Genomic DNA, 23,766 nt, shown 5'->3' on the forward strand with positions numbered 1-23,766 from the left:
CTTTTTAATCCTACACAATTTCTTTTTATCTTCAAAAATCTTCTTTTTGTGGCAAAAATATTGTAAAAACGTAATAGATATTTTAATTTATAATTTAGTAAATTTAAAAAGGGGGTTTGTATGAGTGCTATTGCTTTGGTTGTGGCAGCTGTGGCATTATACGCATTGGCTTATCGATTTTACGGTGCATTTATTGCTTCAAAGGTATTAATAACAGATCCACACCGTAAGACACCAGCGTATAGGCTAGAAAACGGCTATGATTATGTCCCCACAAACAGGTGGGTATTGTTTGGGCATCAGTTTGCAGCTATAGCTGGAGCAGGTCCACTTGTAGGTCCTGTGCTTGCAGCTCAATTTGGGTATTTGCCTGGTGCTTTATGGATTTTGATAGGTGCAGTTTTGGCTGGCGCAGTACATGATATGGTTATTTTATTTGCGTCAGTTAGGCATAATGGTTTATCTCTAATTGAAATTGCAAAAAAAGAAATCGGTACATTTAGTGGTATTTTAACAGCAATTGCAGTTATATTTATCATTATTACAGCTTTGGCCGGACTTGCTTTAGTAGTGGTTAATGCTTTATTTAAGAGTCCGTGGGGTACTTTTACAGTAGGAGCGACAATTCCTATTGCAATATTAATGGGTGCTTATATGAAATGGTTTAGACCTGGTAAGGTTATGGAAGCTACGATTATAGGTGTAGCATTGTTGATTATCAGCGTTGTGGTTGGCCCTTTCATTCAACACAGCAGTTTTGCAAGTGCGCTAACGTTTAGTAAAAAACAGATGACTGTTATTATTGCAACATATGGCTTTATTGCAGCTGTATTGCCTGTTTGGATATTGCTTGTCCCAAGGGATTATTTGAGTACTTATATGAAGCTTGGGGTTATGCTTTTATTGGCTATTGGTGTAATTATCGTAAACCCAACTTTAAAAATGCCAGCTTTGACACAGTTTATTCATGGTGGTGGACCAATTGTTCCTGGTAAGGTTTGGCCGTTTGTGTTTATAACAATTGCATGTGGGGCATTATCTGGGTTTCATGCCCTTGTGTCATCTGGTACAACGCCAAAAATGATAGAAAACGAAAAAGACATATTGCCAATTGGATATGGTGCAATGCTTGCAGAAGGTTTTGTTGCAATCATGGCTCTAATTGCAGCAACAAGCCTTATTCCTGCGGATTACTTTGCTATTAATGTACCACCTGCTGTTTTTGCAAAACTTGGCATGCATCCAGTTGATTTAGCAAACTTGTCTGCAATGGTAGGTGAAAATGTAGCAGGCAGACCAGGAGGCGCGGTTTCGCTTGCTGTAGGTATGGCATTTATATTTTCAAAAATACCTTGGCTTGATAGCTTGATGTCCTATATGTATCATTTTATAATTTTGTTTGAAGCGATGTTTATATTAACAACAGTTGATGCAGGAACACGTGTTGGAAGGTATTTATTACAAGAAGCATTTGGCGGTATATATGCGCCATTTAAAGATAAGAACTGGTGGCCAGGAATAATTATAACGAGCGCATTAATATCATTTACCTGGGGATATTTAGTTTATGGTGGTGATATATCTACTATATGGCCACTTTTTGGAACATCCAATCAATTACTTGCTTCTCTTGCATTGGCTATTGGCACGACTGTTATTATAAAGTTAGGCAGAGCCCAATATGCATGGATTACATTTATACCATTTGCTTTTGTATCTGTGACTACATTATACGCTTCTTATTTGAATATCGTAGGCAATTTTTTGCCAAAGGGAAAAATTTTACTTGTTGTATTGACAATTATGATTATGCTAACAGCAATCGGCATAATTGTAGATTCATTTATTAAATGGTATAATTGGCTAATTAAAAAGGAATCTTATCAGCCATTTGCAGCTGATGTAGAAATAGAAAAAACTTAATTTTAATGGGTTTAAATGAAGATTGACGCTTCAGCAAGAGACTACATTTTAAAAAAAGGTGGTAAAGTCAGCATTACCTACCATGATGTTGCAAATACCTGTATAGATGTAAAAACAATTCCTGAAGTGTCAATCGGTTTACCCCTTAACCCTGATAAGTATATCTTGGTCAATATTGACGGCGTAGATGTTTATATAGATAAATTTGTAGGAGACAGTGAAAATTTCACAATAAAGCTTAATAAAATTCTTGGGTTTAAATACTTGGTTTTAGATGGATGGAAAACTATCTAAGCATTAACTCTATTTGAGATAGCGCTGTAATGGTTGCAACTTCGGTTTTTAATATATTTGTTGCTAAACTTAGAGTTTTAAAACCCTTTTTTTGTAGGTAAATTATCTCTTTTTCGCTTAATCCACCTTCTGGACCTATTAAAATTGCTATGCTGTCAAATTTTTTAATTTCCAAATTCTTGAGTGTCATAGATTTTTCGTTTTCATAAAAGACTATTTTTATTTGTTCTTGTGGGTTAATATTAAATAAGTATTGAGGTTTATCAATATTAACTGGGAAAAGTCGTTTACATTGTTTAATAGACTGGATTGCAATTTTTTCCCATTTGGCAATTTTAGATTCAATGTCTTTAGGTTTCAAAGCGCAATATTGGGATATAGTTGGTATAAATATTGTTGTATTAAGTTGAGATATTGGTTCTATTAACTCATCGATTTTTGATAATTTATTTGGCAAACACTGGTAAAGCACTATGCTTGCTTTAGGAATATTTTTTTTAACTTTATTATTAATTACTGCTGTTAAGTATTTTTTTTCAATTTTGTTGATTGTTGCTACAAAATAATTGCCATTCAAGTCATTAACTTCAATTTTATCATTAATCTTTAATCTTTTGACATTTATTGCATGATGGTATTCTTGCCCATCTATAATTAAGTAGCCATCTGAAAATTTTCCAATAAAGCATGGCAAGCTCATTATCAAAATCAATTTTACAAAAAAGCTTTTTTTTTGCAAGTAAAATTCTAAAATTTCTTGAGTTTTGAGTACTTTATGAATATAATAAATTAAAAAGGGGGATAAAAATGAAAAAAGCTGTCATAGCAATTAATGAAAAAGGTAACTTATTTGAAGGTAATTTTGAAGATTCTCCATTTTATTTGATAGTTAGAGGTAAAAATGAAAGAAAAAAAATACAAGATTGCGCACTGAATTTGAGTGAGCTAAAAGATTACGTTTTGATAGGTAGAAATGCTTCGGACCAATTTAGAAACATTATCAAAGATAAAAAATTCGATTACATATTTTTAGATTTTTTAAATATTGATGAAGCTTTAAATTATTTTGAGGATTATTCAAATAAAATAAAGGTTTTTGATGAAAATACACAAGAGTACGAAGATTGGTTTGAAAAAAATAAGTATGTTTACTTATCCGAAATAGAAGCACTAAAAAAAGCATTGCCTCTGCATGGCGAAGGTATTGAGATTGGTGTTGGAAGCGGAAAGTTTGCGGTTCCGCTTGGTATCAAAGTAGGTGTTGAACCCTCAAGAAAAATGGGTGAAATTGCAAAACGAAATGGTATTGATGTAATATTTGGTGTTGCTGAAAATTTACCGATTGATAATAATAGTTTTGATTTTGCTTTAATGGCAGTTACAATTTGTTTTGTAAACGATCCACTAAAGAGTCTTAAGGAATGTTATAGGATTTTAAAACCAAAAGGGCAAATTATAGTAGGTATTGTGGATGCAGATACGCCACTTGGTAAGGTCTATTTGAAAAAAAAGGAAAATAGTGTTTTTTATAAGTATGCGAGGTTTTTTTCATCAAAGGAAATTTTAGATTTATTTGAAAAGGCGGGGTTTGTTTTTAAACAAGCCTATCAGGTACTTTTTGGTGATTATAGCAAAATAGATCTTATTCAAGAACCCAAAGAAGGTTATGGTGAAGGTGGTTTTAGTGTGTTGGTGGGTGAAAAATGATTTCTATATTAAGTAAGTCTTTTACTTCAACTATCTATGATGTTTTTTTTGTAATAATAATTGTATTTTTAAGCGTTAGTATTGTAATGTGGGTAGCACTACCTATAGTGCTTTTATCCATAAGAAATGAACTTAAAAGACTAAACCAGACAATAAAAGATTATATATACAAAAGGGATATTGGCACTTGATAAAAAGCTTGATTTATGATAATTTAACGTTAGCAAAAGGGAGGTAGTAAATGAAAAAAGATATTCATCCAAAGTATGAGCTAACCACGATAGAATGTGCATGTGGAAATAAAGTAGAAGTGCGTTCAACAATTAAGAATCTTAAGGTTCAAATATGCAATAAGTGTCATCCATTTTTTACTGGTAAAGAAAAAATTGTTGATGAAGGTGGAAGAGTAGACAAGTTCCAGAAAAAATATGCTAAAAAATAGGAGGTTTTATGGACGGCAAAAGTGATAGCTTTGATATAGCAAAAGAGTTGGATTTAAGGGGTAAAAGTGAAAATGAGGCTTATAGTATATTAGATGGAACAATAAAAAGTGCCCAAAAGGGTAAATATGTGCTTGCTTATGTTAATGAATACGATTATATATCTAAAATTGCCCAAAAATTATCACAGCTTGGTGCTTATATAGAAAATGTACTTAAGAAAAATGAACATGATTTTGTTATAATGATAAAAAATGATGTTAAGCAAACGCAAAACGCATAAAAAAAATGGCTTTGGTTGATATATCCACAGCTACTTTTGATCTATTAAAAGATCTAGGTTTAGAAAGAGCTGTGTATATAGTTAAAGCAAAAGATATTTTCAGACAACTTAATTTTGATGAAAACAGTGTTTGTGTTCTTAATTATAAAGAAGGTACTTTAACTTTAGGTGTTTGTAATTCAATATGGCATCAGGAAATAGAAAACATAAAAGACATTATCATAAAGAAATTAAATGAATTATCAAGTGATTTGAAATTCGATACTATAGTCGTAAAGGAGATAAATTTATGATTTTAGCACTTGATACAAAAATAGGTTATTAATATGAAAAAAACCATTATTTACAGTGCGCTGGCTTTGGTAGTTTTTTTTATTTCAAGTTGTTCAACATCTAAAGAGTTAGTAAAAACTGAACCTGAAAAAAGTGCTTATGAATGGTACAACGAAGGCGTTCAATATTACATAAATCATAACTACAAAGAAGCTGAACACAGTTTATCCATGATAAATCAACAACACCCAGGTAGTATTTATGGAAAAAAAGCAAGTCTTATTTTAGGGGATGTGTATTATAGTGAAGGTGATTATCTTTTGGCAATCGATGAATATAAGAAATTTATAGAATTATATCCAAATACAAAAGATGCTATGTTTGCTCAATATAAAATTGCAATGAGTTATTATAAAATGATGAACGGATATAAGCTTGATCAAACACCTACAAAAAATGCAATAGAAAATTTTCTCATATTGCTTGATAAATATCCAAACAACCCATATAAGGACCAAGTTTATGATCATTTAACTGAATGTGTAAAACAGCTTTATATGCACCAATTGTATATTACAAAGTTTTATTATGATTTAGGAAAATATCGAGCAGCTGAAATTGAACTTAACTATATGGCAAAGCATTTTTCTGATCTAAATTTTAATGATGAAATGTTATATTTACTGGCATCTGTTTATGATCACTTAGGCAAGAAACAGCAAGCTTTAAATTTTTTTGATGAGTTAAAAAAGAAGTATCCAAATAGCAAGTATGTTATCCGATTTGAAAAGGAGTTAAATAAGGCAGGCAAATGAATCCCAACAAAGTTATTATTTTGGCCCAATTTTTTGTTTTACAAAAAAATGCTAGCTCTGATTCAATTTTAGCTGATATTTATGAAGAAAATGGCAAAGTATACATTGAACTTGAGATACCTGATTTAGAAGTAGATAGCTTGGTTATAGAAAAAAATAGTATGTCTTTAATTGTTTCTGGTATAAAGAAAAAAAGAGAAAAAAATAACGCTACATACATGGTTGCAGAACGTATATTTGGTTATTTTAAAAAATACATAGACTTACCGTTTCATTTCAAAAGTATAAGTAAAGTTAATTACAATAATGGAGTATTAGAGATTATTTTAGAGAGGTTTTAATTTATGAGCGACACTAACGAAAATGTATTTAACCAAGATATAGAAATACCTAATATTTTGCCTGTTGTACCTCTTAGAGATATGGTTGTTTTCCCTTATATGGTAACGCCACTGCTTGTAGGTAGAGAATTTTCTATAAAGGCAATAGATGAAGCTTTGTCAAAAGATAGAATAATTTTTGTTGTAAGCCAAAAAAATTTTGAAGTAAATGAACCAACACCAGACCAAATCAATACTGTTGGTACAGTATGTTTAATTTTAAGAATGCTAAAAATGCCAGATGGGAGAGTTAAAATACTTGTTCAAGGTTTAAGAAAAGCTTCTATTGTTAACTATACAAAAACAATAAGCGATAGTCCTTACTTTGAAGCTCACATTTCGATATTGCAAGATCAGCTCCCATCAACACCCGAAGAAGAAATTGAAGTAGAAGTTTTAATTAGAACAATAAAGGATCAGCTTCAAAAACTCGTTGCATTAAATAAAAATATACCAAATGATATTGTAGTGATTGCAAATAATATAGAAAAAAGCGAACAATTTGCTGATATTATAATTGCAAATTTACAGTTAAAACTTAATCAGATGCAAGAATTAATAGAAATACTTTCAGTTAAAGAACGACTCAGAAAAATTGTAAGTATTTTAAATAGAGAATTACAGATACTTGATATGCAGGCTAAAATTCAGCGTGAAGCGCGAGAAGAAATTTCAAAGGCTCAAAGGGAATATTTTTTAAAAGAACAATTAAAAGCTGTCAAAAAAGAGCTTGGCGAAAAAGAAGATTCAGACGAAATAGAAGAGTTAAGGCAAAAAATTGAAGCTGCAAATATGAGTGAACAAGCTAAGAAAGAATGTTTAAAACAACTTTCTAGGCTAGAAAAAATGTACCCCGATTCCGCGGAAGCAAATGTTATACGTACTTATTTGGATTGGATGATCAGTTTACCATGGAGTGTATCATCTGAAGATAAACTTGATATAAAACTTGTCGAAAAAGCACTAAATGAAGATCACTATGATATAGAGGATGCAAAAAAAAGAATTTTGGAGTATTTAGCTGTTAAAAAAATAAAAAATGATATGAAAGGTCCTATTTTGTGTTTTGTTGGACCGCCTGGTGTAGGCAAGACTTCTCTTGCAAAATCTATTGCAAGGGCAATGGGTAGAAAACTTTGGAGAATTTCGTTAGGTGGTGTAAGAGATGAAGCCGAAATTAGAGGGCATAGAAGAACTTACGTGGGAGCGCTGCCTGGCAGGATTATACAGGGTTTAAAGCAAACAGGTACAAACAATCCAGTTTTTGTGCTAGATGAAATTGACAAGCTTGGTAGCGATTTTAGGGGTGACCCAGCAAGTGCTATGCTTGAAGTTTTAGATCCAGAGCAAAATTATGAATTTGAAGATCACTATATTGGTGTCCCATTTGATTTATCAAAAGTTTTTTTTATTACTACAGCTAATTCAACAGATACAATACCAGCACCACTTTTAGATAGGATGGAGATTGTTAGACTTTCTGGCTATACTACTATAGAAAAATTAAAAATTGCAAAAAAATATATTATTCCAAAACAAATCGAAAATCATGGCCTTAAAGATTATAACATAAAATTTACAGATAAAGCTATTTTAAGTATAATTGAAAACTACTCCAAAGAAGCAGGAGTTAGAAATTTAGAAAAAAATATAACAGCTATTTTGAGAAAAATTGCAAGACAGATTGTGGAGTCTCCAAAAAAGGATAAAACAACTTTGTATGAAATTAATGTGAAAAATTTAGAAAAGTATTTGGGAATACCAAGATTTTATAGCAGCGAAAAACTTGATAGAGATTATGTTGGAATTGCTACCGGTCTTGCTTGGACACCCGTTGGGGGTGATGTGCTATTTATTGAAGCACTAAAAGTTAAAGGTAGTGGAAAGCTTATACTTACCGGTTCACTTGGAGACGTGTTTAAAGAATCTGCTCAAGCTGCTGTCTCTTTTGCAAGGGCTCAGTATAAAGAGTTAAATCTTGAAGAGGAATTTTATGAAAAATATGATTTTCATATACATGTACCAGAAGGTGCAACACCTAAAGATGGTCCAAGTGCAGGTATAACCATTGCATGTGCAATAATTTCTGCTTTAACAAATAAACCTGTAAGATCGGATGTTGCAATGACTGGTGAGATTACACTTACTGGAAGAGTTTTACCTATAGGTGGTCTCAAAGAAAAAACTTTAGCTGCACTTAGAGCTGGTATTAAAGAAATAATAGTGCCATTTGATAATAAAAAAGATGTAGCAGAAATCCAATCTCAACTTAAAATAAAAGATGTAAAGTTTTATTTTGTAAAGGATATGAAAGAAGTTTTAAAATATGCGCTAAAAGACGAATGATTTTTCAATGAAAAAATTCAATTTTGAAAATTTTTTAGCTATAAAGTACATAAGTTCGAAAAAAGAAGAGAAACTTATTTCTTTGTCTTCTTTGCTTTCTATTATCAGCATTGCAATTGGTGTGGGAGCTTTGATTTTAGTTTTAGGAATTATGAATGGTTTTGATAAAATGCTTGAATCAAAGATTATAGGGGCAAATCCACATATTATTGTAAAAAATTTTAATGGAACATTTAATTTAGATAATAACCTTATAAAATCAATAAAAACAGATAAACTTGTCTCAAATGTTTATCCATCGCTTGTAGAACAGTGTATAATAAGTGCAAATGGCCAATCAAGTGGATCAATACTAAATGGTGTTGATTTTAATGATAAACCATACATAGAAAAATACATTAAAGGAAACACCAAAGGTATTGTACTCGGCAAAGAATTGATGAAAGCTATTGGCGTTAGAGTAGGTCAAAATGTTAGAGTTACGCTTGCTTATTCCAACCCAACAGCCATTGGTTTTTCACCTGTTTCTTTTGAAATTCCAGTTACAGGTGTGTTTGATTCTGGTATGTACGAGTATGATCTTGCTTTTTCATATATACCTTTGAATATACTCTGGCAAAAAATGCAAACATACGATTTAATAAATACAATAGCTATAAACTTATATAACCCTTATGATATAAATAAAGTCGGTAAATATTTAGAGCATATTTTGCCAGCAAGTTATTATTTTGTTACGTGGGCTCAAATGAATAAAAACTTTTTTACCGCTTTGAAATTAGAAAAAATTGCAATGGCTATAATTTTACTTTTGATAATAATTGTTGCTGCATTTGATATAATGAACTCTCTTACAATGCTTGTTATGGAAAAAGTTAAAGATATAGCAATACTTGTATCGCTTGGTGCTACAGCAAGTAATATTAAAAGAATTTTTATAAAACAGGGTCTTATTCTTGGTATTATAGGTACTGCTTTTGGTGATTTTTTAGGTTTGACTCTTGGTTATTTACTAAAGCACTATAATATTGTTAGTCTTCCAAAGCAAGTTTACTATATAACAAAAATACCAGTTGATATAACGTTTACATATGTAGTTATAATTTCTATAGTATCTATTGGTTTGTGTACGCTTGCAAGCCTATATCCTGCATCAAAAGCATCCAAAATGAATGTAATTGAGGTTTTAAGACAATGATAATTAGTGCTCATAACATAAAAAAATCTTTTAAAAGCGGAAAAACCAATACATTGGTTTTAAACAATGTAAATCTTGATGTTGAAGAAAGTAAGATGGTTGCTATTATGGGTGTTTCTGGATCAGGTAAATCAACATTGCTTCATATTCTTGGTTTACTTGATGAACCAGATGATGGCGAGGTATTGTTTTTTGGAGAAAAAGTAATTTTTTCTGATAAAAAAAAGCTGGCAATTTTCAGAAATAGTTATATTGGTTTTGTTTTTCAGTTTTATTCTCTTATAAACGAGCTTACAGTGTTAGAAAATGTTTTGCTTCCCACTATGATTAATGGTATAATAAAAAAAGATTATGCAAGAGAACTCTTATTGAGAGTTGGAATTAGTGAAGAACTTTTTGACAAACGGAGTTATAATTTGTCTGGTGGAGAAAAACAAAGGGTTGCTGTAGCTCGTGCTTTGGTAAATAAACCAAAGCTAATAATTGCAGATGAGCCAACATCTAATATAGATGAAAATAATGCTATGCTTTTGATGACGCTTTTGCGAAATTTACAACAGTCACTTAACACAACAGTAGTAATTTCCACACATAGCAAAAAAATTGCTAATTTTTGTGATATTACATATTTTTTATCAGAAGGGGTTTTAGCCAATGAAAATAATATTTAGCTCTTTGTTCATATTTTTTGTTTTGATAAATTTTGCATACGCACAAAATATCGTTGAAATTAATGTAGAAGGCAATGTAAGAATAGATAAACCTACAATTCTAAGTGTCGTTAAAGAAAAAACCAATACACCACTAAATTTAGAAGCTGTTAATGAAGACATTAAAAATATATACAATTTAGGTTTTTTTGAAACAGTTTCAGCTAAGATAAAAAATGTTGCCGGTGGAGTTATTTTAACATTTGATGTAAAAGAAAAATCAGCAATAAGATTTGTAAAATTTGAAGGCAATAAAATGTTTAAGGATGAAGAATTATACAAAGTTTGTAAAGTTAAAGAGTATCAAATTCTTAGCAAAAAAAATTTGCAAGAAAGTGTTGCGGCAATTATTGGTTTTTATGCATCTAAAGGCATATACTTGACAAATGTTTCATACAAGTTAGAACCTGTGGTAGGCAATCGCGTAGATGTCGTTTTCCAAATAAGAGAAGGTAAAAAAACATTTATACACAAAATTAATATTATTGGCAATCACCATATTAAAACAAGTGAAATTTTTGATGTAATGAAAAATCATGAAAAATATGGTCCTTATATACTAACGTTTTTACCTTGGTTTTATACTGGTAAATTGTATCCTCAAGATATTGATGCTGATATACAAGCAATTAGAGATCTTTACCTTTCAAAAGGTTACGCTGATGTTAAAGTAAATGGGCCAACTATAAACATAGAGCCTGATACAGGATATATTGATATAGATATTTCTATTGATGAAGGTTCAAAATATACACTAAAAAATCTTAAATTTGAACATATTGAGCCATTTACCTTAAAAGAATTAGAAAACATAGTGAAATTGAAAGTAAATAAAACATTTAATGGTGTGCAATTGAGAAAAGATATTGAAAATTTAACAACTGCTTATGCAGACAAAGGGTATGCGTTTTGTGATATTAACCCAATAGTGACTCTAGATAGACAAAATCATACAGTTGATGTTACATTTGATATTAACAAAGGCAATAAAGTTTATATTCACAGGATTGAGATAACTGGTAATGATAAAACATGGGACAATGTAATAAGAAGAGAAATTAGGCTTGATCAGGGTAGCTTATATTCAGAATCAAAAATAAAAGAATCAAGACAAAAAATTTACAATACAGATTTTTTTGATGATGTTAAAATTAGTACAGAAAAAATTCCTGGTAAAGATGAAGTGAATATGAAAGTTAATGTAAAAGAAAAAATGACAGGTATGCTATCTTTAGGTGTTGGCTATAGTTCGTACTACAAAGTAGGTGTTATGGGTTCTGTTACGCAAAGAAACTTATTTGGTTCTGGTATATATGGTAAGCTTTATGCAAATCTTTCTGCCAACAGCCATTTGTTTGATGTAAGTTTTGTAAATCCATGGGTTGATAATAGGCCAATATCTGTAGGCTTAGATTTGTATAATATGATGTATTATGGCTGGGATTATGATCAGAAAACGTATGGTTTTAAATTTACTGTTGCAAAAAGATTTTATGATGATCAATTAAGTGTTGGCGCTTCTTATTCATTATCTCAAAATAAAATCAATATAACAGCAGGTACACCAAGTTATTACTTATTGCAAGAAGAAGGCACAACTACAGAAAGTACCATTACACCATTTATAAAGTGGAATTCTCTTGATAATAACATATTTCCTACTATAGGCACACTGTTTTCCTCAAGTTTAGGATTGACTGGTTTTGGAGGAAACACTAGATATATAAAATGGGACAATACTGTAGAATACTTTCATCCAATTTTTTGGAGTATGATTGGACACCTAAAAGGTAGTGTAGGTTTTGCAAAAGGCATAGGTGGGAAAGGAGTTCCTTTGCAGGATAGGTATTTTTTGGGTGGTATAGATAACTTAAGAGGTTTTGATTATGGTACTGTAAGCCCAACTGATAAGTATGGAAACTATATAGGTGGCACAAGATATGCATATGCTCAAGCAGAAACTATTTTCCCGTTAGTTGAGGCTTTAAAGTTGTACGGTGAAGCTTTCTTTGATATAGGTAATTCATGGTTATATTCGTATGATTTTGGTAACCTAAAAAAAGATGTGGGTGTCGGTATTAAGTGGATATCACCGCTTGGGCCAATTAGAGTTGAAGTAGGTAAGAATTTAGCGCCTAAAAATGGAGAAAAATCTTATGTGTTCCAATTTTCCATGGGAGCTTTATTTTGAAAATAATTTGAGGAGGGTTTGAAGATTTATGAAAAAATACATTTTAGGGTTGGTAGTCTTTTTTTCGGTACTGACTTTTAGCGCAAATGCATTTGCACTAAAAGTAGCTGTCGTAGATTTAAATAAAGCATTGCAGGATTGCCAAGCAGGTATTGATGCAAAATCCATGCTTCAAAAGATTATTCAAGCAAAAAAGACTGTGATAGATAACAAACAACAAGAATTAAATGCTTTGGCACAAAAAATTCAAAATCCATCAACACCTAAAAAAGAAAAACAACAATTAGAAGTTGAATATCAAACAAAAGCAAGAGATTTGGAAAGATATAAAGCTGATGCTACAGATGATGTTGTATCAAAAGAAAGAGAATATACACAAAATATCATAAATGGGCTTGTTGAAACAGTCAAAAATATAAGTCAAAAAGAAGGTATAGATCTTGTGTTTGAAGTTCACCAAGGTTTAGTTTACTGGAATGATGCTTTAGATATTACGCCACAAGTTATAAAAGAATATAACAAAATATACGAGCAAAGCAAAAAATGATCAGTGCTTTAGAACTATCCCAGATTATAAATGGCACTTATATTGGGGAAAAGGATATTAAGATAGATGGTGTAGCTAGCTTAATGCGTGCAGATGAATATAAAGTTAGTTTTTTATCAAATAAAAAATATACAAAATACATATCTAGTACTAAAGCAGGTTGCATAATAGTTGATGAGTTATTTGATATCTCTTTATATAAAGATAAAAATTTTATTGTATGTAAAAATGCTTATTTAGGTTTTGCACTTGCCTTAACGTATTTTTACAAAACTAAATTAGATGGTAATTTTAAGAGTCCAAAAGCTACTATAGATGGTTCTGCAATTGTAAGCGAAAACGCTTATATTGGGGATTTTTCATATATTGCAAAAAATGCAAAAATTGGCAATAGCTATATTATGCCTATGGTTTATGTAGGTGAAAATTCAATAATTGGCGATAATTGTATTATTTATCCAAATGTTACAATTCGAGAAAATGTTGAAATTGGAAATAATGTGATAATTCATTCTGGAAGCGTTATAGGAAGTGATGGTTTTGGTTATGTTAAAGATAATGGAAGACATTATAAAATTCCACAAATAGGTAAAGTTATAATAGAAGATGATGTTGAGATAGGCTCAAATGTATCTATAGACAGAGCTACGCTTGATGAAACAATAATTAGAAAAGGTTCAAAGATAGATAATTTAGTCCAAATTGCACATAATGTTGAGATAGGTGAGAATTCTATTTTAGTGTCTCAATGTGGCATTTCAGGTTCTACAAAAATTGGCAATAATGTAATACTGGCAGGACAGGTTGGAATTGCAGGTCATTTAACTATAGCTGATAATACTATTGTTACAGCAAAATCTGGCGTTGGTACCAATATTAAAAAAAGTGGTATATATAGTGGTATACCAGTATATGAACATTCAAAATGGTTAAAATCAAGTGCAATAATACCAAGGTTGCCAGATATATACAGAAAAATACAGGAATTAGAAAATAGACTTAAGGAGCTTGAAAAAAATGATTGATATTGAAAGGATTAAAGAAATATTACCACATAGGTATCCTTTTTTATTCGTAGATAAAGTAATAAATTATGAAAAATTTAAATTTATAGAAGCTATTAAAAATGTAACGTATAACGAAGCATATTTTCAAGGACATTTTCCTAAAAAGCATATTATGCCTGGTGTTGTTATTGTAGAAGCAATGGCTCAAGCTGGTGGGATACTGGCCTTTTTATCTTTAGAAGAAGAAGATAATGCAAATAGAGTTGTATATTTTATGAGTATAGAAAATGCTAGATTTAGAAAAGCTGTTGTGCCCGGGGATACGTTAAAAATTAGAGTTGAGATTATAAAGCATAAAATGAAGGTTTGGAAAATGTCTGGTAAGTGTTTTGTTGATGATGTCCTTGTGGCTGAGGCAACAATGAGTGCAAAACTGGATTAAGGAGTTAGCATGGTAAATATCCATAAAACGGCAATTATTGGAGATAATGTTAAATTAGGTGAAAATGTGACGATAGGTCCTTATTCTATTATAAAATCTAATGTAAAAATTGGAGATAATTGTGATATACAAAGTCATGTGGTAATTGATGAATTTACAACTATTGGTAATAATTGCAAAGTGTTTCATTCAGCTGTACTTGGTACAATTCCTCAGGATTTGAAATTTTCTGGCGAGTTTAGCGAACTTATTATAGGAGATAACAATACAATAAGAGAATTTGCTATGATAAATAGAGGTACAAAAGGTGGTATAGGTAAAACCCAAATAGGTAATAATAATTTAATAATGGCTTATGTGCATGTAGCTCATGATTGTATTATTGGAAATAATTGTATAATTGCAAATATGGTTCAATTTGCTGGCCATGTGGTTGTAGAAGATAGCGCTGTAATTGGTGGTATGAGTGCTGTTCATCAATTTGTGAGAATTGGTAGTTTGTCTATGGTAGGCGGTATGAGTGGAGTATCACTGGATGTTCCGCCTTTTACATTGGCAGTAGGTAACAGAGCTAAATTGAATGGACTTAATCTGGTAGGTTTAAAAAGGAATGGATTTAGCCTTTCAGAAATCGAGAAACTAAAAGAAGCATACAGGGTTATATTTAGGTCAAACCTAAAATTTGATGAAGCTTATGAAAAACTCAAAGAAAGCTCATCTAAACATGTAATTGATATGATTGAATTTTTAAGGAAATCAGAGCGCGGTTTTTGCAGAGAACGATGAAATTTTTTTTATCCGTAGGAGAAAGATCTGCAGAAAAATACGCATTTTTGTTGGCTCAAGAGCTTAAAAAAGCCGATAGTTCAATTGAAATTTTATCATTTGGTTCAGATTTGCTGGCGACTCAATCTCAAAAGATAGCTGATTACAAAGATATAAGTGTAATTGGCTTTAAAGAAGCTCTTTCTGTTGTGCCAAAAGCAGTTGAAATTTTAAATGTTGTAAAAAAAGCAATTATTAAAAACAATATAGATGCTTTAGTTTTAATGGATTTTCCAGATTTTAATATGCAACTTGCAAAGTTTGCAAATAAAAATAATATTAAGGTTATTTATTACATTACACCCCAGTTGTGGGCATGGAGAAAATCCCGTATAAGACAATTGTTTAAATATGTAGACCTTATTATACCAATACTACCGTTTGAACGTACATTTTTTAACACTCAATCTGTTAAGCATAATTTTGATTTTAAAAAGGTAGCTTATTTTGGGCATCCCCTTGTAGACATACTTCACGATTATTTAGAAAAACGTCAGGATAAAGAAAAAATTATTCTTATTTTGCCAGGCTCAAGAATGTCAGAATTGCATTTTCATACTAAAAATTTTTTTGAAGCTGCTTATTTACTAAAAAAAGAATTTAGTGACTATAAATTTGTTGTGGCAACGCAAGAGCGTTTTTTAAAATATTTTGAGCAATTCAAAAGTGAATTTCCATTTATTGAATTCAGTCTCGATACATACGATATGATGAAAAAAGCGTCATTTGCAATTACGAAAAGCGGCACTGTTACTTTAGAGGCTGCTTTGTTTGGTTTGCCATGTGTTGTTGCGTATAAACTGTCAAATTTGAGCTATATTATAGGAAAAGCTTTAATTCATGGAGTTGATTCAATTGCCTTGCCAAATATTATATATGGGAAAAAAATTATACCAGAGTTAATACAATTTGACGCAACACCTAAAAAAATTTATGAATACTCAAAATTAATCCTTCAAAGCAACAATTACCAGCGACAAATAAAACATGATTTTAAGCAAATAAGCTATGCTTTGGGAAATTATCCTGTAACACCAAAAATAGCAAAAACCATATTAGATTATTTAGCATGAAGGCATTTGTTTTTTATATTTTTTTGAGATTTTACAGGTTATTTTTGCGAATAAATGTTGTTGAAGAATACCCAATAAAATCTATTAATTCACCTATAATTTATGCTTTTTGGCATGAGAGTATTTTATTTTTGCCTTTTGTTTATTTAGGCAATAATTTGAGTGTATTGATAAGTACTCACAAAGATGGCAGATTAGCAAGCGATGTTATAAAGTATTTTAAAATGGGAACAATTGGCGGCTCAGTCAACAGAAATCCTAAAAAAGCATTTTTAGAGATGTTAAAACTAATTAAGAATCAAGCGTGCGATATAGGTATAACGCCAGATGGGCCAAGAGGTCCAAGAAGAAAGGCAAAACTTGGTGTATTAGAGCTTGCTTATTTTTCTGGACACCCTATTGTACCTATAGCTTTTGAGCCAAAAAGCGCCTGGAGGCTAAATAGCTGGGATAGGTTTGCCATACCAAAACCTTTTTCAAGTGTCACATTCATATACAAAAAACCCATTTACGTTAAAACAAAAGAAGAGATAAAATCAAAGGTTGCAGAGCTTGAAAGCAAGCTAAACAATGAAGAATATTAAATTTTTCCAAACGATTTTAGCGCCAATTTTATTTCCGGTTTCATTACTATATTTAGCTATAGTAAGCGCAAGGAATTTTTTATACGATATTGGTTTTTTTAAAACAGTAAAAGTTGATGATGTAAAAATTATAAGTATAGGCAATATTAAAGCAGGTGGCACAGGTAAAACGCCGCTTTGCATAGGAATTGCAAATTATTTGCTTTCTTTAGGATATGTAGTAGCTATTGTTACAAATGCTTACAAAGCAAAACACAAAAATGCTTTGATTGTTTCTGATGGCAAAAGCGTTTTTTACAAAACACCTTTTGTAAATGATGAAACATACCTTATTGCTAAAAAAACTAAAGCAATTGTAGCAAGCGCAAAAGATAGATTGAGCGCTGTAGAATTATTAAAGAAATTTAAACCCAACTATGTTATTTTAGACGATGGTCTACAGTATAGAAAAATTGCAAAAGATTTAGAGGTTTGTATAATAGATCAAGAAAAGTTTTATTTGCCTTTTGGGCTTTTGCGCGATAGCAAAAAAAGCTTAAAAAGGTGTAGTAAACTTATATGTTTTGAAGGGGATTGCGAAATAAAAGCAAAAATAGTAAACAATGGTTTTTTTGATATTAATGGGAGGGTCAACAAACCTGAAAGTGCTTTTGTATTTTGTTCTATTGGTAATCCTTTCAAATTTTTATCGAGCATTAAAGAGACTGGAATTTTTGTAAAAGGCTTTAAATGCTTTAGAGATCATTATAATTATACAAAAAAAGATATAGAAATACTTCGAACTTTAAAGTCAAAAACCAAATCCGAAGTTCTACTTACTACATACAAAGATTTTGTAAAAATTGAACAATCAGGGATAGTTTATGTTGATATTGAAATTTTGCTTGACTATGAAAAGCTATTAGAAGGTGTTGCGTGAAACTTAATATAAACAAAGAATATTTAAAAAGACTATTATTGTATATAAAGCCATACTGGAAAAGGATTATTCTGTCTTTTATAGCTATGATTATTGTTGGTGCTTTAACTTCTCTTACTGCATACTTAATTAAACCTGTTTTAGACAAAATTTTTATAGCAAAAGATAAAAAGATGCTGATTTTGCTACCATTTGCCGTTATGGCAACTTATTTTTTTAAGGGTTTATTTACATACATTCAATCTTATCAGACAGCATATGTAGCAGAAAATATTTTATTTAACATAAGAAACCAGATGTTTAAGCATATAGTGAGTTTACCTGTTGATTTTTTTGAAAAATATCATACTTCAGAGCTACTATCTAGAGTATTAAATGATACCGAGCGTCTTCAAGATACAATTGCAAGAGTGATGCCAGAGGCAATAAGAGAATTTTTTACAATAATATTTTTATTTATAGTGATTTATACAATAGACTTTAAACTGGCTTTAATCTCAACGATTGTGTTTCCTATTGCACTTTACCCTATTATTAAATTTGGTAAGGATATGAAAAAACTTGGCAAAAAAAGACAGGTTTCAATAGCAGCTATTACTACACTCATTCAGGAATCATTTTTTAATATACGCCTTATAAAAGGTTTTTTGACCGAAGAAAAAGAAACAGAAAAGTTTTTTAAAAAAAGTCAGGAATTTTTAAATATTAATTTAAAAAGCTTTAGAATATCAGAAATTACAAGCCCATTAATGGAGTTTATAGGGTCTTTGGGTATTGCATTTTTGATTTGGTTTGGGGGTTTGCTTGTTTTTAGAGGTGCAATTAGTGTTGGTGGGTTTTTTTCATTTATGGCAGGCCTTTTTATGCTATATAGACCGTTTAAAACAATTGCCAAAGCAAGTAACAGTATAAATTCTTCTATTGGTGCAATAGAGCGGGTGTTTTTCATTTTAGATACAAAATCTACGCAAGAAAACACTTCTAAAGGAATTATTTTTGAAGGTGTTAAAAACTCAATTGTATTTGATAATGTAAGTTTTTCATACGATGGTAAAAAATATGCTCTAAAAAATATTAATTTAGAAGTAAAAGCAAAAACGATCGTTGCATTTGTTGGTGAAAGTGGAGGGGGTAAAACAACCCTTATGGATTTGATACCGCGTTTTTATGATCCAACTGATGGGCGGATTTTAATAGATGGAATAGATATAAAAGATTTTGATATTAAAAGTTTAAGAAAAAAAATTGCCAGTGTTTCACAAAATGTACTACTTTTTGCAGATACAGTTTTTAACAACATAGCTTATGGTTTAGAAAATCCAGATAAAGAAAAAGTAATTGAAGCTGCAAAACTAGCCTATGCACATGATTTTATAATGAAACTACCTAATGCTTACGATACAAATCTTGGTGAACAAGCTGTAATTTTGTCTGGAGGAGAAAGGCAAAGAATTGCAATTGCTCGAGCTATTATGAAAAACCCTGATATTTTAATTTTAGATGAAGCAACAAGTGCACTTGATGCAGAAGCAGAAAGTTATGTACAAAAAGCTATTTCAAACTTGATTAAAAATAGAACGGTTTTTTTGGTAGCTCATAGATTGTCCACTGCACTTAGCGCATCAAAAATTGTAGTAATAAAGCAAGGCCAGATTGTAGGTATCGGTACACATAAAGAACTTTTAGAAAACAACAAATACTATCAAAGACTTATAGAGCTTCAGTTTGAAAATGTTTAGCTACAATATTATATTTTTTTTTGTTTTTTTGTTGAGTTTGCCTTATTTGTTAGTAAAAGCTGTATCAAGCAAACGTTTTAGATATAAATTTTTTGATAGAATAAACCCAAAACCCATAAAACAAAACGACTATATTTTGATACATCTTGCAAGCTTAGGTGAAGCAAAAGCTTTTTTAAATATAAAAGAGACAGTTGAAAGTATATTTAAAAAAAAATTACTCTTTAGCGTAACAAGCAATATCGGCTATGATTACCTAAAATCTCAAGGATTAGAGGTTTTTTTAGCACCTCTTGATTTTAATTTTTTATACAAAAGGTTGTTTAAGCAAAATTTGCCACATTTAGCTATTTTTTTTGAGACAGAAATTTGGCCATCTTATATTAATTACCTTAAAAAGCATAATACAAGAGTTATTTTGATTAATGCTAGAATGTCTGATAAAAGCTATAAATTTTACCTAAGATTTAAAGTGTTTTATGAAACTATCTCAAAGTTTGATGTTATAATTGCAAAATCACAAAAAGATAAAGAGAAATTTGATAAGTTTAATAACAATGTTAAGTTGTGTGACAATATAAAATACGCTCTAAGAAAGAAAGTATTTGATAACGATTTTTTACATTTTATAAAAATGGATAATAAAAAAATTTTTGTTTTTGCAAGTCTTCATAAGCTGGAATTAGAATTTTTGCGAAAAGGACTTATTGATGTTTTAAATATGGGTTTTAGAATTATTATTGCACCCAGGTACTTGGAAGATTTACCTTTATTTACAGATTTTTTAAAAGAACTTAATATAGAATATACAATGTTATCAAAACTTGCAAGCATTAAAGATTGCATACTTATTGATAAATTTGGCGTTTTAGAAGCATTTTACTCGGTAAGTTCTATGGTATTTATTGGCGGCTCACTATCTTACAAGCTAAAAGGTCATAATCCAATTGAGCCAGCAATTTACAACAATTTTGTGTTTTGTGGTTTATATATGGATAGTTTTGCTCAAGAAGTTGAGTTTTTAAAAAGATCAGGTTGTTTGGTTCAAATAGATAATTTCGATAACTTAAAAAGCTACATATTAGAGTATGAAAAATCAAACTTTTGTAATTTAGAACGAAAAACTCAAGAAATTATAACTTGTTATAAGAATATTTTATCAAAACTTATTCAAGTTTGAATATTATATTTATTTTTGCATAAAATGGCAGATTAACATTTGTTAATAGTTTTTGAGGAACTGGTGAAGAATTATGTATTATTTTTATTGCTGCTTTGTTTAAACTATCGTATGGGGATTTTTCCAATATTGAGATGTTTTTTAGATAGCCGTTTTTATCAATCAAAAAAACCAGTTTAATTTTACCTTCTTCGCCTTTAAAAATAGCTTCTTGTGGGTAGAATTTGTGTTTTTCAATCCAATTTGCAATTTGAGGGGTATTTTGAATATCAATTGGATTAGCTAAAGTATTTGGTGAGTTTGTATTAACAGTGGTTGTTTGTGGGCTTTGTATTGGGCTTGTTTGAGGTTGATTGGTGGATTGATTTGTTGGTGTGAGGCTTTCATTGTCATTTTGAGCGTTAGCGAAAAATCTCCTATCATGTTTAAGTAGTGGAGCTTTTTGTGTAATTAATGTGCGATTATGATTGATAGTTTGATTTGATATATCGTTTTTTGGTATTTTTTGAAATAAAGACTTTTTTGTATTTTCTGGCTTAATTTGTGTTAAAGTTTGATTAGCTCTTATTGTTTTTTGGTATTGATTTACATTATAAATATCTACTGTGTATATTTTTGATGTTTTGATTGTATAAAGTTTAAAAAGCTGGGCAAAGCCAACCACTATTGCCATATTTAGCAAAAAAGCTAAAGCCCAGCTTATGGGTTTAGAATGTGTAGTTAAGCGTTGCATAGGCACTGCGCTTTAGTGTTGTGTAACCCCAAATATCCTGGTAGAACCTATCAAAAATATTGTAGATAGCAACAGATGCCTTCAGGTCTTTTGTAATGTTATATGCAATATTTGCATCAAATACTGTGTATCTGCCTGTTTGATGTGTATGAGAATCATTGTCATACCTTGTGCCTATATATCTACCATCTAAGTGGAGTGTTAGGTTTTCTATTGGTGAATAGTTTATATAGCCCGATGTAATGCTGTATGGTATACGTGCTGACTGCATATTTGTGTTTGGGTTTGTACTGTCTGTATAGGTATAGTTTAGACCTAATTCAATTTGTTTTATTGGTTTTACTTTTATGTAGGATTCTATACCTGTTGCTACTGTGTTTCCTGGAACGTTTTTATATGTAGACTCCCATGTATTTGGGTTTGTATAGTATTCAATTCTATTTGTTATTGTTGTTCTAAAGTATGTTGCGCCTAGCATGACTTTATTGTTAAATAGGTTTTGTATAAATCCTATATCCCAGCTTTTTGATTGCTCTGGTGATAAATTTCTATTTCCTCCGCTAAAAAACCATGCAGGAACGCCGGATGCATAAAGCTCAAATAAAGTAGGTGCTTCAAAACCTGTTGCCCAGTTGGCTTTTAAAATTGTGTTTGTAGGTTCAATTAAGTAGCTTGCGCCAAGCTTGTATGTGCCATGGTCTCCAAATGTTTGAAAATGATCCTCTCTAAAAGCTGCTTGAAGGTTTAAATTACCTATGCTTGGCAAAAATTCAACAAAAGCACCTACATTGTCTCTGTTTTTACTAAAATAACTCGGGTAGTCATAGCTCATTCTATCAACTGTATAGTTTAAACCGCCTACAGCCTTGAAGTTTTTACTAAAAACATACTCAAGTTGCAGATCACTTCCATAGCGATAACCTTTGTAGTTATTGCTGTAAAAGTCGCTTTGTGGAGCTGGTATAGTAGCCGGATATGGGTAGCTGTAATTATCCTTAAAGTATCTTAAGTTTTGAAAATAATAACCATCCAGCTTTAATGTCAGCTTATCAAAAGTTTTTTGAGCGTAAACTTTTGTAAGGTAGGTTTCGCTATCTTCTCTATAGGATTTGCCTGGATATGTTGTGTTTAACCATGAGCTATTGTCTGGTTTAAAATATGTTGGACTATACTGATCTAAATAGTTTTGTACTTTTTGTGCATTAATGAGTAAACCAATTTTAAAATCATTTAAATCGTATTCTAACCTTGAATTGAAAGCACTTTGGTGATATCCATCCCTTTTGCCTCCATAGGAATATGAATCAGTTTGGTGATTGTAAGAATTGGTTTTTGATGTACCTGTAGTGTCAAATCTGGTGCCATCTAAATAAAAAGAAAAATTGCCAACTTTACCAGAGTAAGATAGGTTTTCTGCGTATGTGCCAAACGAACCATACATTTGAGTGTAGGTTGCATGAGGTTTACCTTCGCCTTTTTTTGTGATAAAATTTACCACGCCAGCAATTGCATCAGCTCCATATAGCCCGCTTTGAGAGCCCTGAACAATCTCAATTCTGCTTAAGTTGTATGGCAAAAGTGAGGACATATCAAACTGCGATTGCATTAAAGATGGATCACCTATATTTACGCCATCCATTAGATACTTTGTATAGTAACTTCTAAGTCCTCTCATATAAAAAGAGGTTTGACCACCAAATGGACCATTTGATGAAATTGATATACCAAGTAAGCCAATAAGCGCATCTTGTGTGAAAATAGAGCCAGAATCTTCAATTTGTTTTTGGGTAACAACTTCAACAAAAGAAGGTGTTTTAGCAATCTGCGTATCTACTTTAGAAGCAGTTACAACAACATTTTCATCAGCTAAAGCAAAATTACACAAAAATCCCACCAATACAAAACCAACCAATAACTTATACCACATATAAAGCCTCCTATATGAAATTTTACAATCTTTTTAGCAGAACTCCCGCTGCATAAAAAGATACTTTTGCTGCAAGTAGGTCTTCCGGCTTAAAGGCCTATGGCTTAAGGCCTTCCCGCCAAAGAGGCAGTGGCTGTTTCTTAAGCTTTTTGCCTTAATACGGCTGCGGGTACAGCGAGGGAATCTCACCCTTTCTTCCCTTGAACTTGCAACACTTTATTTTTAGCATA

The 23,766-nt window shown here is 31.0% G+C and carries 25 protein-coding genes and 1 riboswitch; of the genes, 22 read left to right on the plus strand and 3 right to left on the minus strand.

Annotation, left to right across the window (positions count from 1 at the left end):
* The first annotated feature begins 120 nt into the window (after positions 1-120).
* Together BLQ93_RS03375 and BLQ93_RS03380 are read left to right on the plus strand one after the other, a co-directional pair.
* Positions 121-1,923: a carbon starvation CstA family protein gene (locus BLQ93_RS03375; protein ID WP_025391551.1), complete on the plus strand. Its 1,803-nt coding sequence runs from the start codon at positions 121-123 to the stop codon at positions 1,921-1,923.
* A gap of 15 nt (positions 1,924-1,938) precedes the next feature.
* Positions 1,939-2,217 carry a CC/Se motif family (seleno)protein gene (locus tag BLQ93_RS03380; RefSeq protein ID WP_025391552.1) on the plus strand — a complete coding sequence of 93 codons (279 nt, stop codon included), beginning with the start codon at positions 1,939-1,941 and terminating at the stop codon, positions 2,215-2,217.
* Here the strand turns inward: BLQ93_RS03380 and BLQ93_RS03385 are convergent.
* Positions 2,210-2,917 carry an RsmE family RNA methyltransferase gene (locus BLQ93_RS03385; RefSeq protein ID WP_092128242.1) on the minus strand — a complete coding sequence of 236 codons (708 nt, stop codon included), beginning with the start codon at positions 2,915-2,917 and terminating at the stop codon, positions 2,210-2,212. The two genes, BLQ93_RS03380 and BLQ93_RS03385, sit on opposite strands and share 8 nt — an antisense overlap.
* Before the next feature lie 107 nt (positions 2,918-3,024).
* On the opposite strand from BLQ93_RS03385, the gene BLQ93_RS03390 reads away from it, so the two are divergent.
* Genes BLQ93_RS03390 through BLQ93_RS03485 form a run of 20 tightly spaced genes read left to right on the plus strand, consistent with a single transcriptional unit; the run spans position 3,025 to position 20,876 of the window.
* A complete protein-coding gene (locus tag BLQ93_RS03390; protein WP_092128142.1) occupies positions 3,025-3,924 on the plus strand; it encodes a class I SAM-dependent methyltransferase in 900 nt (299 codons plus the stop codon).
* Positions 3,921-4,115, plus strand: coding sequence for a hypothetical protein (locus BLQ93_RS03395; RefSeq protein ID WP_025391555.1), 195 nt, complete (start codon positions 3,921-3,923; stop codon positions 4,113-4,115). The genes BLQ93_RS03390 and BLQ93_RS03395 overlap by 4 nt, the downstream gene beginning before the upstream one ends.
* A 50-nt stretch (positions 4,116-4,165) precedes the next feature.
* Positions 4,166-4,366 carry a 50S ribosomal protein L31 gene (gene rpmE / locus BLQ93_RS03400; RefSeq protein WP_025391556.1) on the plus strand — a complete coding sequence of 67 codons (201 nt, stop codon included), beginning with the start codon at positions 4,166-4,168 and terminating at the stop codon, positions 4,364-4,366.
* A gap of 8 nt (positions 4,367-4,374) precedes the next feature.
* Positions 4,375-4,647: a hypothetical protein gene (locus BLQ93_RS03405; RefSeq protein WP_025391557.1), complete on the plus strand. Its 273-nt coding sequence runs from the start codon at positions 4,375-4,377 to the stop codon at positions 4,645-4,647.
* A gap of 5 nt (positions 4,648-4,652) precedes the next feature.
* Positions 4,653-4,940 carry a DciA family protein gene (locus tag BLQ93_RS03410; RefSeq protein WP_025391558.1) on the plus strand — a complete coding sequence of 96 codons (288 nt, stop codon included), beginning with the start codon at positions 4,653-4,655 and terminating at the stop codon, positions 4,938-4,940.
* 33 nt (positions 4,941-4,973) lie between these two features.
* Positions 4,974-5,735: an outer membrane protein assembly factor BamD gene (locus BLQ93_RS03415; protein WP_092128145.1), complete on the plus strand. Its 762-nt coding sequence runs from the start codon at positions 4,974-4,976 to the stop codon at positions 5,733-5,735.
* Entirely contained in the window at positions 5,732-6,076 is a 345-nt protein-coding gene (locus BLQ93_RS03420; protein ID WP_092128147.1) for an Hsp20/alpha crystallin family protein, read from the plus strand. Before BLQ93_RS03415 ends, BLQ93_RS03420 begins: the two co-directional genes overlap by 4 nt.
* A 3-nt stretch (positions 6,077-6,079) precedes the next feature.
* Positions 6,080-8,461 (plus strand): endopeptidase La, encoded by a 2,382-nt coding sequence (gene lon, locus BLQ93_RS03425; protein WP_092128149.1) that lies wholly within the window; start codon positions 6,080-6,082, stop codon positions 8,459-8,461.
* A gap of 7 nt (positions 8,462-8,468) precedes the next feature.
* Positions 8,469-9,659, plus strand: a complete 1,191-nt coding sequence (locus BLQ93_RS03430; RefSeq protein WP_025391562.1) for an ABC transporter permease — start codon at positions 8,469-8,471, stop codon at positions 9,657-9,659.
* Entirely contained in the window at positions 9,656-10,330 is a 675-nt protein-coding gene (locus tag BLQ93_RS03435) for an ABC transporter ATP-binding protein (RefSeq protein WP_025391563.1), read from the plus strand. Before BLQ93_RS03430 ends, BLQ93_RS03435 begins: the two co-directional genes overlap by 4 nt.
* Positions 10,314-12,560 carry an outer membrane protein assembly factor BamA gene (gene bamA / locus BLQ93_RS03440; RefSeq protein ID WP_092128151.1) on the plus strand — a complete coding sequence of 749 codons (2,247 nt, stop codon included), beginning with the start codon at positions 10,314-10,316 and terminating at the stop codon, positions 12,558-12,560. The genes BLQ93_RS03435 and bamA overlap by 17 nt, the downstream gene beginning before the upstream one ends.
* A 28-nt stretch (positions 12,561-12,588) precedes the next feature.
* Positions 12,589-13,107, plus strand: a complete 519-nt coding sequence (locus BLQ93_RS03445; RefSeq protein WP_025391565.1) for an OmpH/Skp family outer membrane protein — start codon at positions 12,589-12,591, stop codon at positions 13,105-13,107.
* The gene (gene lpxD / locus BLQ93_RS03450) at positions 13,104-14,132 is read left to right on the plus strand and encodes a UDP-3-O-(3-hydroxymyristoyl)glucosamine N-acyltransferase (protein WP_216818729.1); all 1,029 of its coding nucleotides are present in this window, start codon (positions 13,104-13,106) and stop codon (positions 14,130-14,132) included. Before BLQ93_RS03445 ends, lpxD begins: the two co-directional genes overlap by 4 nt.
* Positions 14,125-14,556, plus strand: a complete 432-nt coding sequence (gene fabZ, locus BLQ93_RS03455; RefSeq protein ID WP_092128153.1) for a 3-hydroxyacyl-ACP dehydratase FabZ — start codon at positions 14,125-14,127, stop codon at positions 14,554-14,556. The genes lpxD and fabZ overlap by 8 nt, the downstream gene beginning before the upstream one ends.
* A 9-nt stretch (positions 14,557-14,565) precedes the next feature.
* Positions 14,566-15,342: an acyl-ACP--UDP-N-acetylglucosamine O-acyltransferase gene (gene lpxA, locus BLQ93_RS03460; RefSeq protein WP_025391568.1), complete on the plus strand. Its 777-nt coding sequence runs from the start codon at positions 14,566-14,568 to the stop codon at positions 15,340-15,342.
* Positions 15,339-16,454, plus strand: coding sequence for a lipid-A-disaccharide synthase (gene lpxB, locus BLQ93_RS03465; protein ID WP_092128154.1), 1,116 nt, complete (start codon positions 15,339-15,341; stop codon positions 16,452-16,454). Before lpxA ends, lpxB begins: the two co-directional genes overlap by 4 nt.
* On the plus strand, positions 16,451-17,038 hold the full coding sequence (locus BLQ93_RS03470) for a lysophospholipid acyltransferase family protein (RefSeq protein ID WP_092128156.1): 588 nt from the start codon (positions 16,451-16,453) through the stop codon (positions 17,036-17,038). Before lpxB ends, BLQ93_RS03470 begins: the two co-directional genes overlap by 4 nt.
* Complete coding sequence (lpxK, locus tag BLQ93_RS03475; RefSeq protein WP_092128158.1) at positions 17,025-17,957, plus strand: tetraacyldisaccharide 4'-kinase; 933 nt, start codon at positions 17,025-17,027, stop codon at positions 17,955-17,957. Before BLQ93_RS03470 ends, lpxK begins: the two co-directional genes overlap by 14 nt.
* Entirely contained in the window at positions 17,954-19,696 is a 1,743-nt protein-coding gene (locus BLQ93_RS03480) for an ABC transporter ATP-binding protein (RefSeq protein ID WP_092128160.1), read from the plus strand. Before lpxK ends, BLQ93_RS03480 begins: the two co-directional genes overlap by 4 nt.
* Positions 19,689-20,876 (plus strand): 3-deoxy-D-manno-octulosonic acid transferase, encoded by a 1,188-nt coding sequence (locus BLQ93_RS03485; RefSeq protein WP_159427477.1) that lies wholly within the window; start codon positions 19,689-19,691, stop codon positions 20,874-20,876. Before BLQ93_RS03480 ends, BLQ93_RS03485 begins: the two co-directional genes overlap by 8 nt.
* Here the strand turns inward: BLQ93_RS03485 and BLQ93_RS03490 are convergent.
* Both BLQ93_RS03490 and BLQ93_RS03495 read right to left on the minus strand, forming a co-directional pair.
* Positions 20,863-21,609, minus strand: coding sequence for an energy transducer TonB (locus BLQ93_RS03490; protein ID WP_092128164.1), 747 nt, complete (start codon positions 21,607-21,609; stop codon positions 20,863-20,865). The two genes, BLQ93_RS03485 and BLQ93_RS03490, sit on opposite strands and share 14 nt — an antisense overlap.
* Complete coding sequence (locus BLQ93_RS03495; protein WP_092128166.1) at positions 21,584-23,536, minus strand: TonB-dependent receptor; 1,953 nt, start codon at positions 23,534-23,536, stop codon at positions 21,584-21,586. Before BLQ93_RS03495 ends, BLQ93_RS03490 begins: the two co-directional genes overlap by 26 nt.
* A gap of 57 nt (positions 23,537-23,593) precedes the next feature.
* A riboswitch (cobalamin riboswitch) is annotated at positions 23,594-23,761 on the minus strand.
* Positions 23,762-23,766 lie beyond the last annotated feature (5 nt).

The organism is Desulfurella multipotens (assembly GCF_900101285.1).
GTDB lineage: Bacteria > Campylobacterota_A > Desulfurellia > Desulfurellales > Desulfurellaceae > Desulfurella > Desulfurella acetivorans.

Coding starts and splice junctions, on each gene's coding strand:
- BLQ93_RS03385 (WP_092128242.1), bottom strand. CDS start 2,917: ATGAGCTTGCCATGCTTTATTGGAAAATTTTCAGATGGCTACTTAATT.
- lpxA (WP_025391568.1), top strand. CDS start 14,566: ATGGTAAATATCCATAAAACGGCAATTATTGGAGATAATGTTAAATTA.
- BLQ93_RS03415 (WP_092128145.1), top strand. CDS start 4,974: ATGAAAAAAACCATTATTTACAGTGCGCTGGCTTTGGTAGTTTTTTTT.
- BLQ93_RS03445 (WP_025391565.1), top strand. CDS start 12,589: ATGAAAAAATACATTTTAGGGTTGGTAGTCTTTTTTTCGGTACTGACT.
- BLQ93_RS03395 (WP_025391555.1), top strand. CDS start 3,921: ATGATTTCTATATTAAGTAAGTCTTTTACTTCAACTATCTATGATGTT.
- BLQ93_RS03490 (WP_092128164.1), bottom strand. CDS start 21,609: ATGCAACGCTTAACTACACATTCTAAACCCATAAGCTGGGCTTTAGCT.
- lpxB (WP_092128154.1), top strand. CDS start 15,339: ATGAAATTTTTTTTATCCGTAGGAGAAAGATCTGCAGAAAAATACGCA.
- BLQ93_RS03380 (WP_025391552.1), top strand. CDS start 1,939: ATGAAGATTGACGCTTCAGCAAGAGACTACATTTTAAAAAAAGGTGGT.
- BLQ93_RS03495 (WP_092128166.1), bottom strand. CDS start 23,536: ATGTGGTATAAGTTATTGGTTGGTTTTGTATTGGTGGGATTTTTGTGT.
- BLQ93_RS03405 (WP_025391557.1), top strand. CDS start 4,375: ATGGACGGCAAAAGTGATAGCTTTGATATAGCAAAAGAGTTGGATTTA.
- bamA (WP_092128151.1), top strand. CDS start 10,314: ATGAAAATAATATTTAGCTCTTTGTTCATATTTTTTGTTTTGATAAAT.
- fabZ (WP_092128153.1), top strand. CDS start 14,125: ATGATTGATATTGAAAGGATTAAAGAAATATTACCACATAGGTATCCT.
- BLQ93_RS03435 (WP_025391563.1), top strand. CDS start 9,656: ATGATAATTAGTGCTCATAACATAAAAAAATCTTTTAAAAGCGGAAAA.
- BLQ93_RS03430 (WP_025391562.1), top strand. CDS start 8,469: ATGAAAAAATTCAATTTTGAAAATTTTTTAGCTATAAAGTACATAAGT.
- BLQ93_RS03390 (WP_092128142.1), top strand. CDS start 3,025: ATGAAAAAAGCTGTCATAGCAATTAATGAAAAAGGTAACTTATTTGAA.
- BLQ93_RS03420 (WP_092128147.1), top strand. CDS start 5,732: ATGAATCCCAACAAAGTTATTATTTTGGCCCAATTTTTTGTTTTACAA.
- lon (WP_092128149.1), top strand. CDS start 6,080: ATGAGCGACACTAACGAAAATGTATTTAACCAAGATATAGAAATACCT.
- BLQ93_RS03410 (WP_025391558.1), top strand. CDS start 4,653: ATGGCTTTGGTTGATATATCCACAGCTACTTTTGATCTATTAAAAGAT.
- rpmE (WP_025391556.1), top strand. CDS start 4,166: ATGAAAAAAGATATTCATCCAAAGTATGAGCTAACCACGATAGAATGT.
- lpxD (WP_216818729.1), top strand. CDS start 13,104: ATGATCAGTGCTTTAGAACTATCCCAGATTATAAATGGCACTTATATT.
- BLQ93_RS03485 (WP_159427477.1), top strand. CDS start 19,689: ATGTTTAGCTACAATATTATATTTTTTTTTGTTTTTTTGTTGAGTTTG.
- BLQ93_RS03470 (WP_092128156.1), top strand. CDS start 16,451: ATGAAGGCATTTGTTTTTTATATTTTTTTGAGATTTTACAGGTTATTT.
- BLQ93_RS03375 (WP_025391551.1), top strand. CDS start 121: ATGAGTGCTATTGCTTTGGTTGTGGCAGCTGTGGCATTATACGCATTG.
- lpxK (WP_092128158.1), top strand. CDS start 17,025: ATGAAGAATATTAAATTTTTCCAAACGATTTTAGCGCCAATTTTATTT.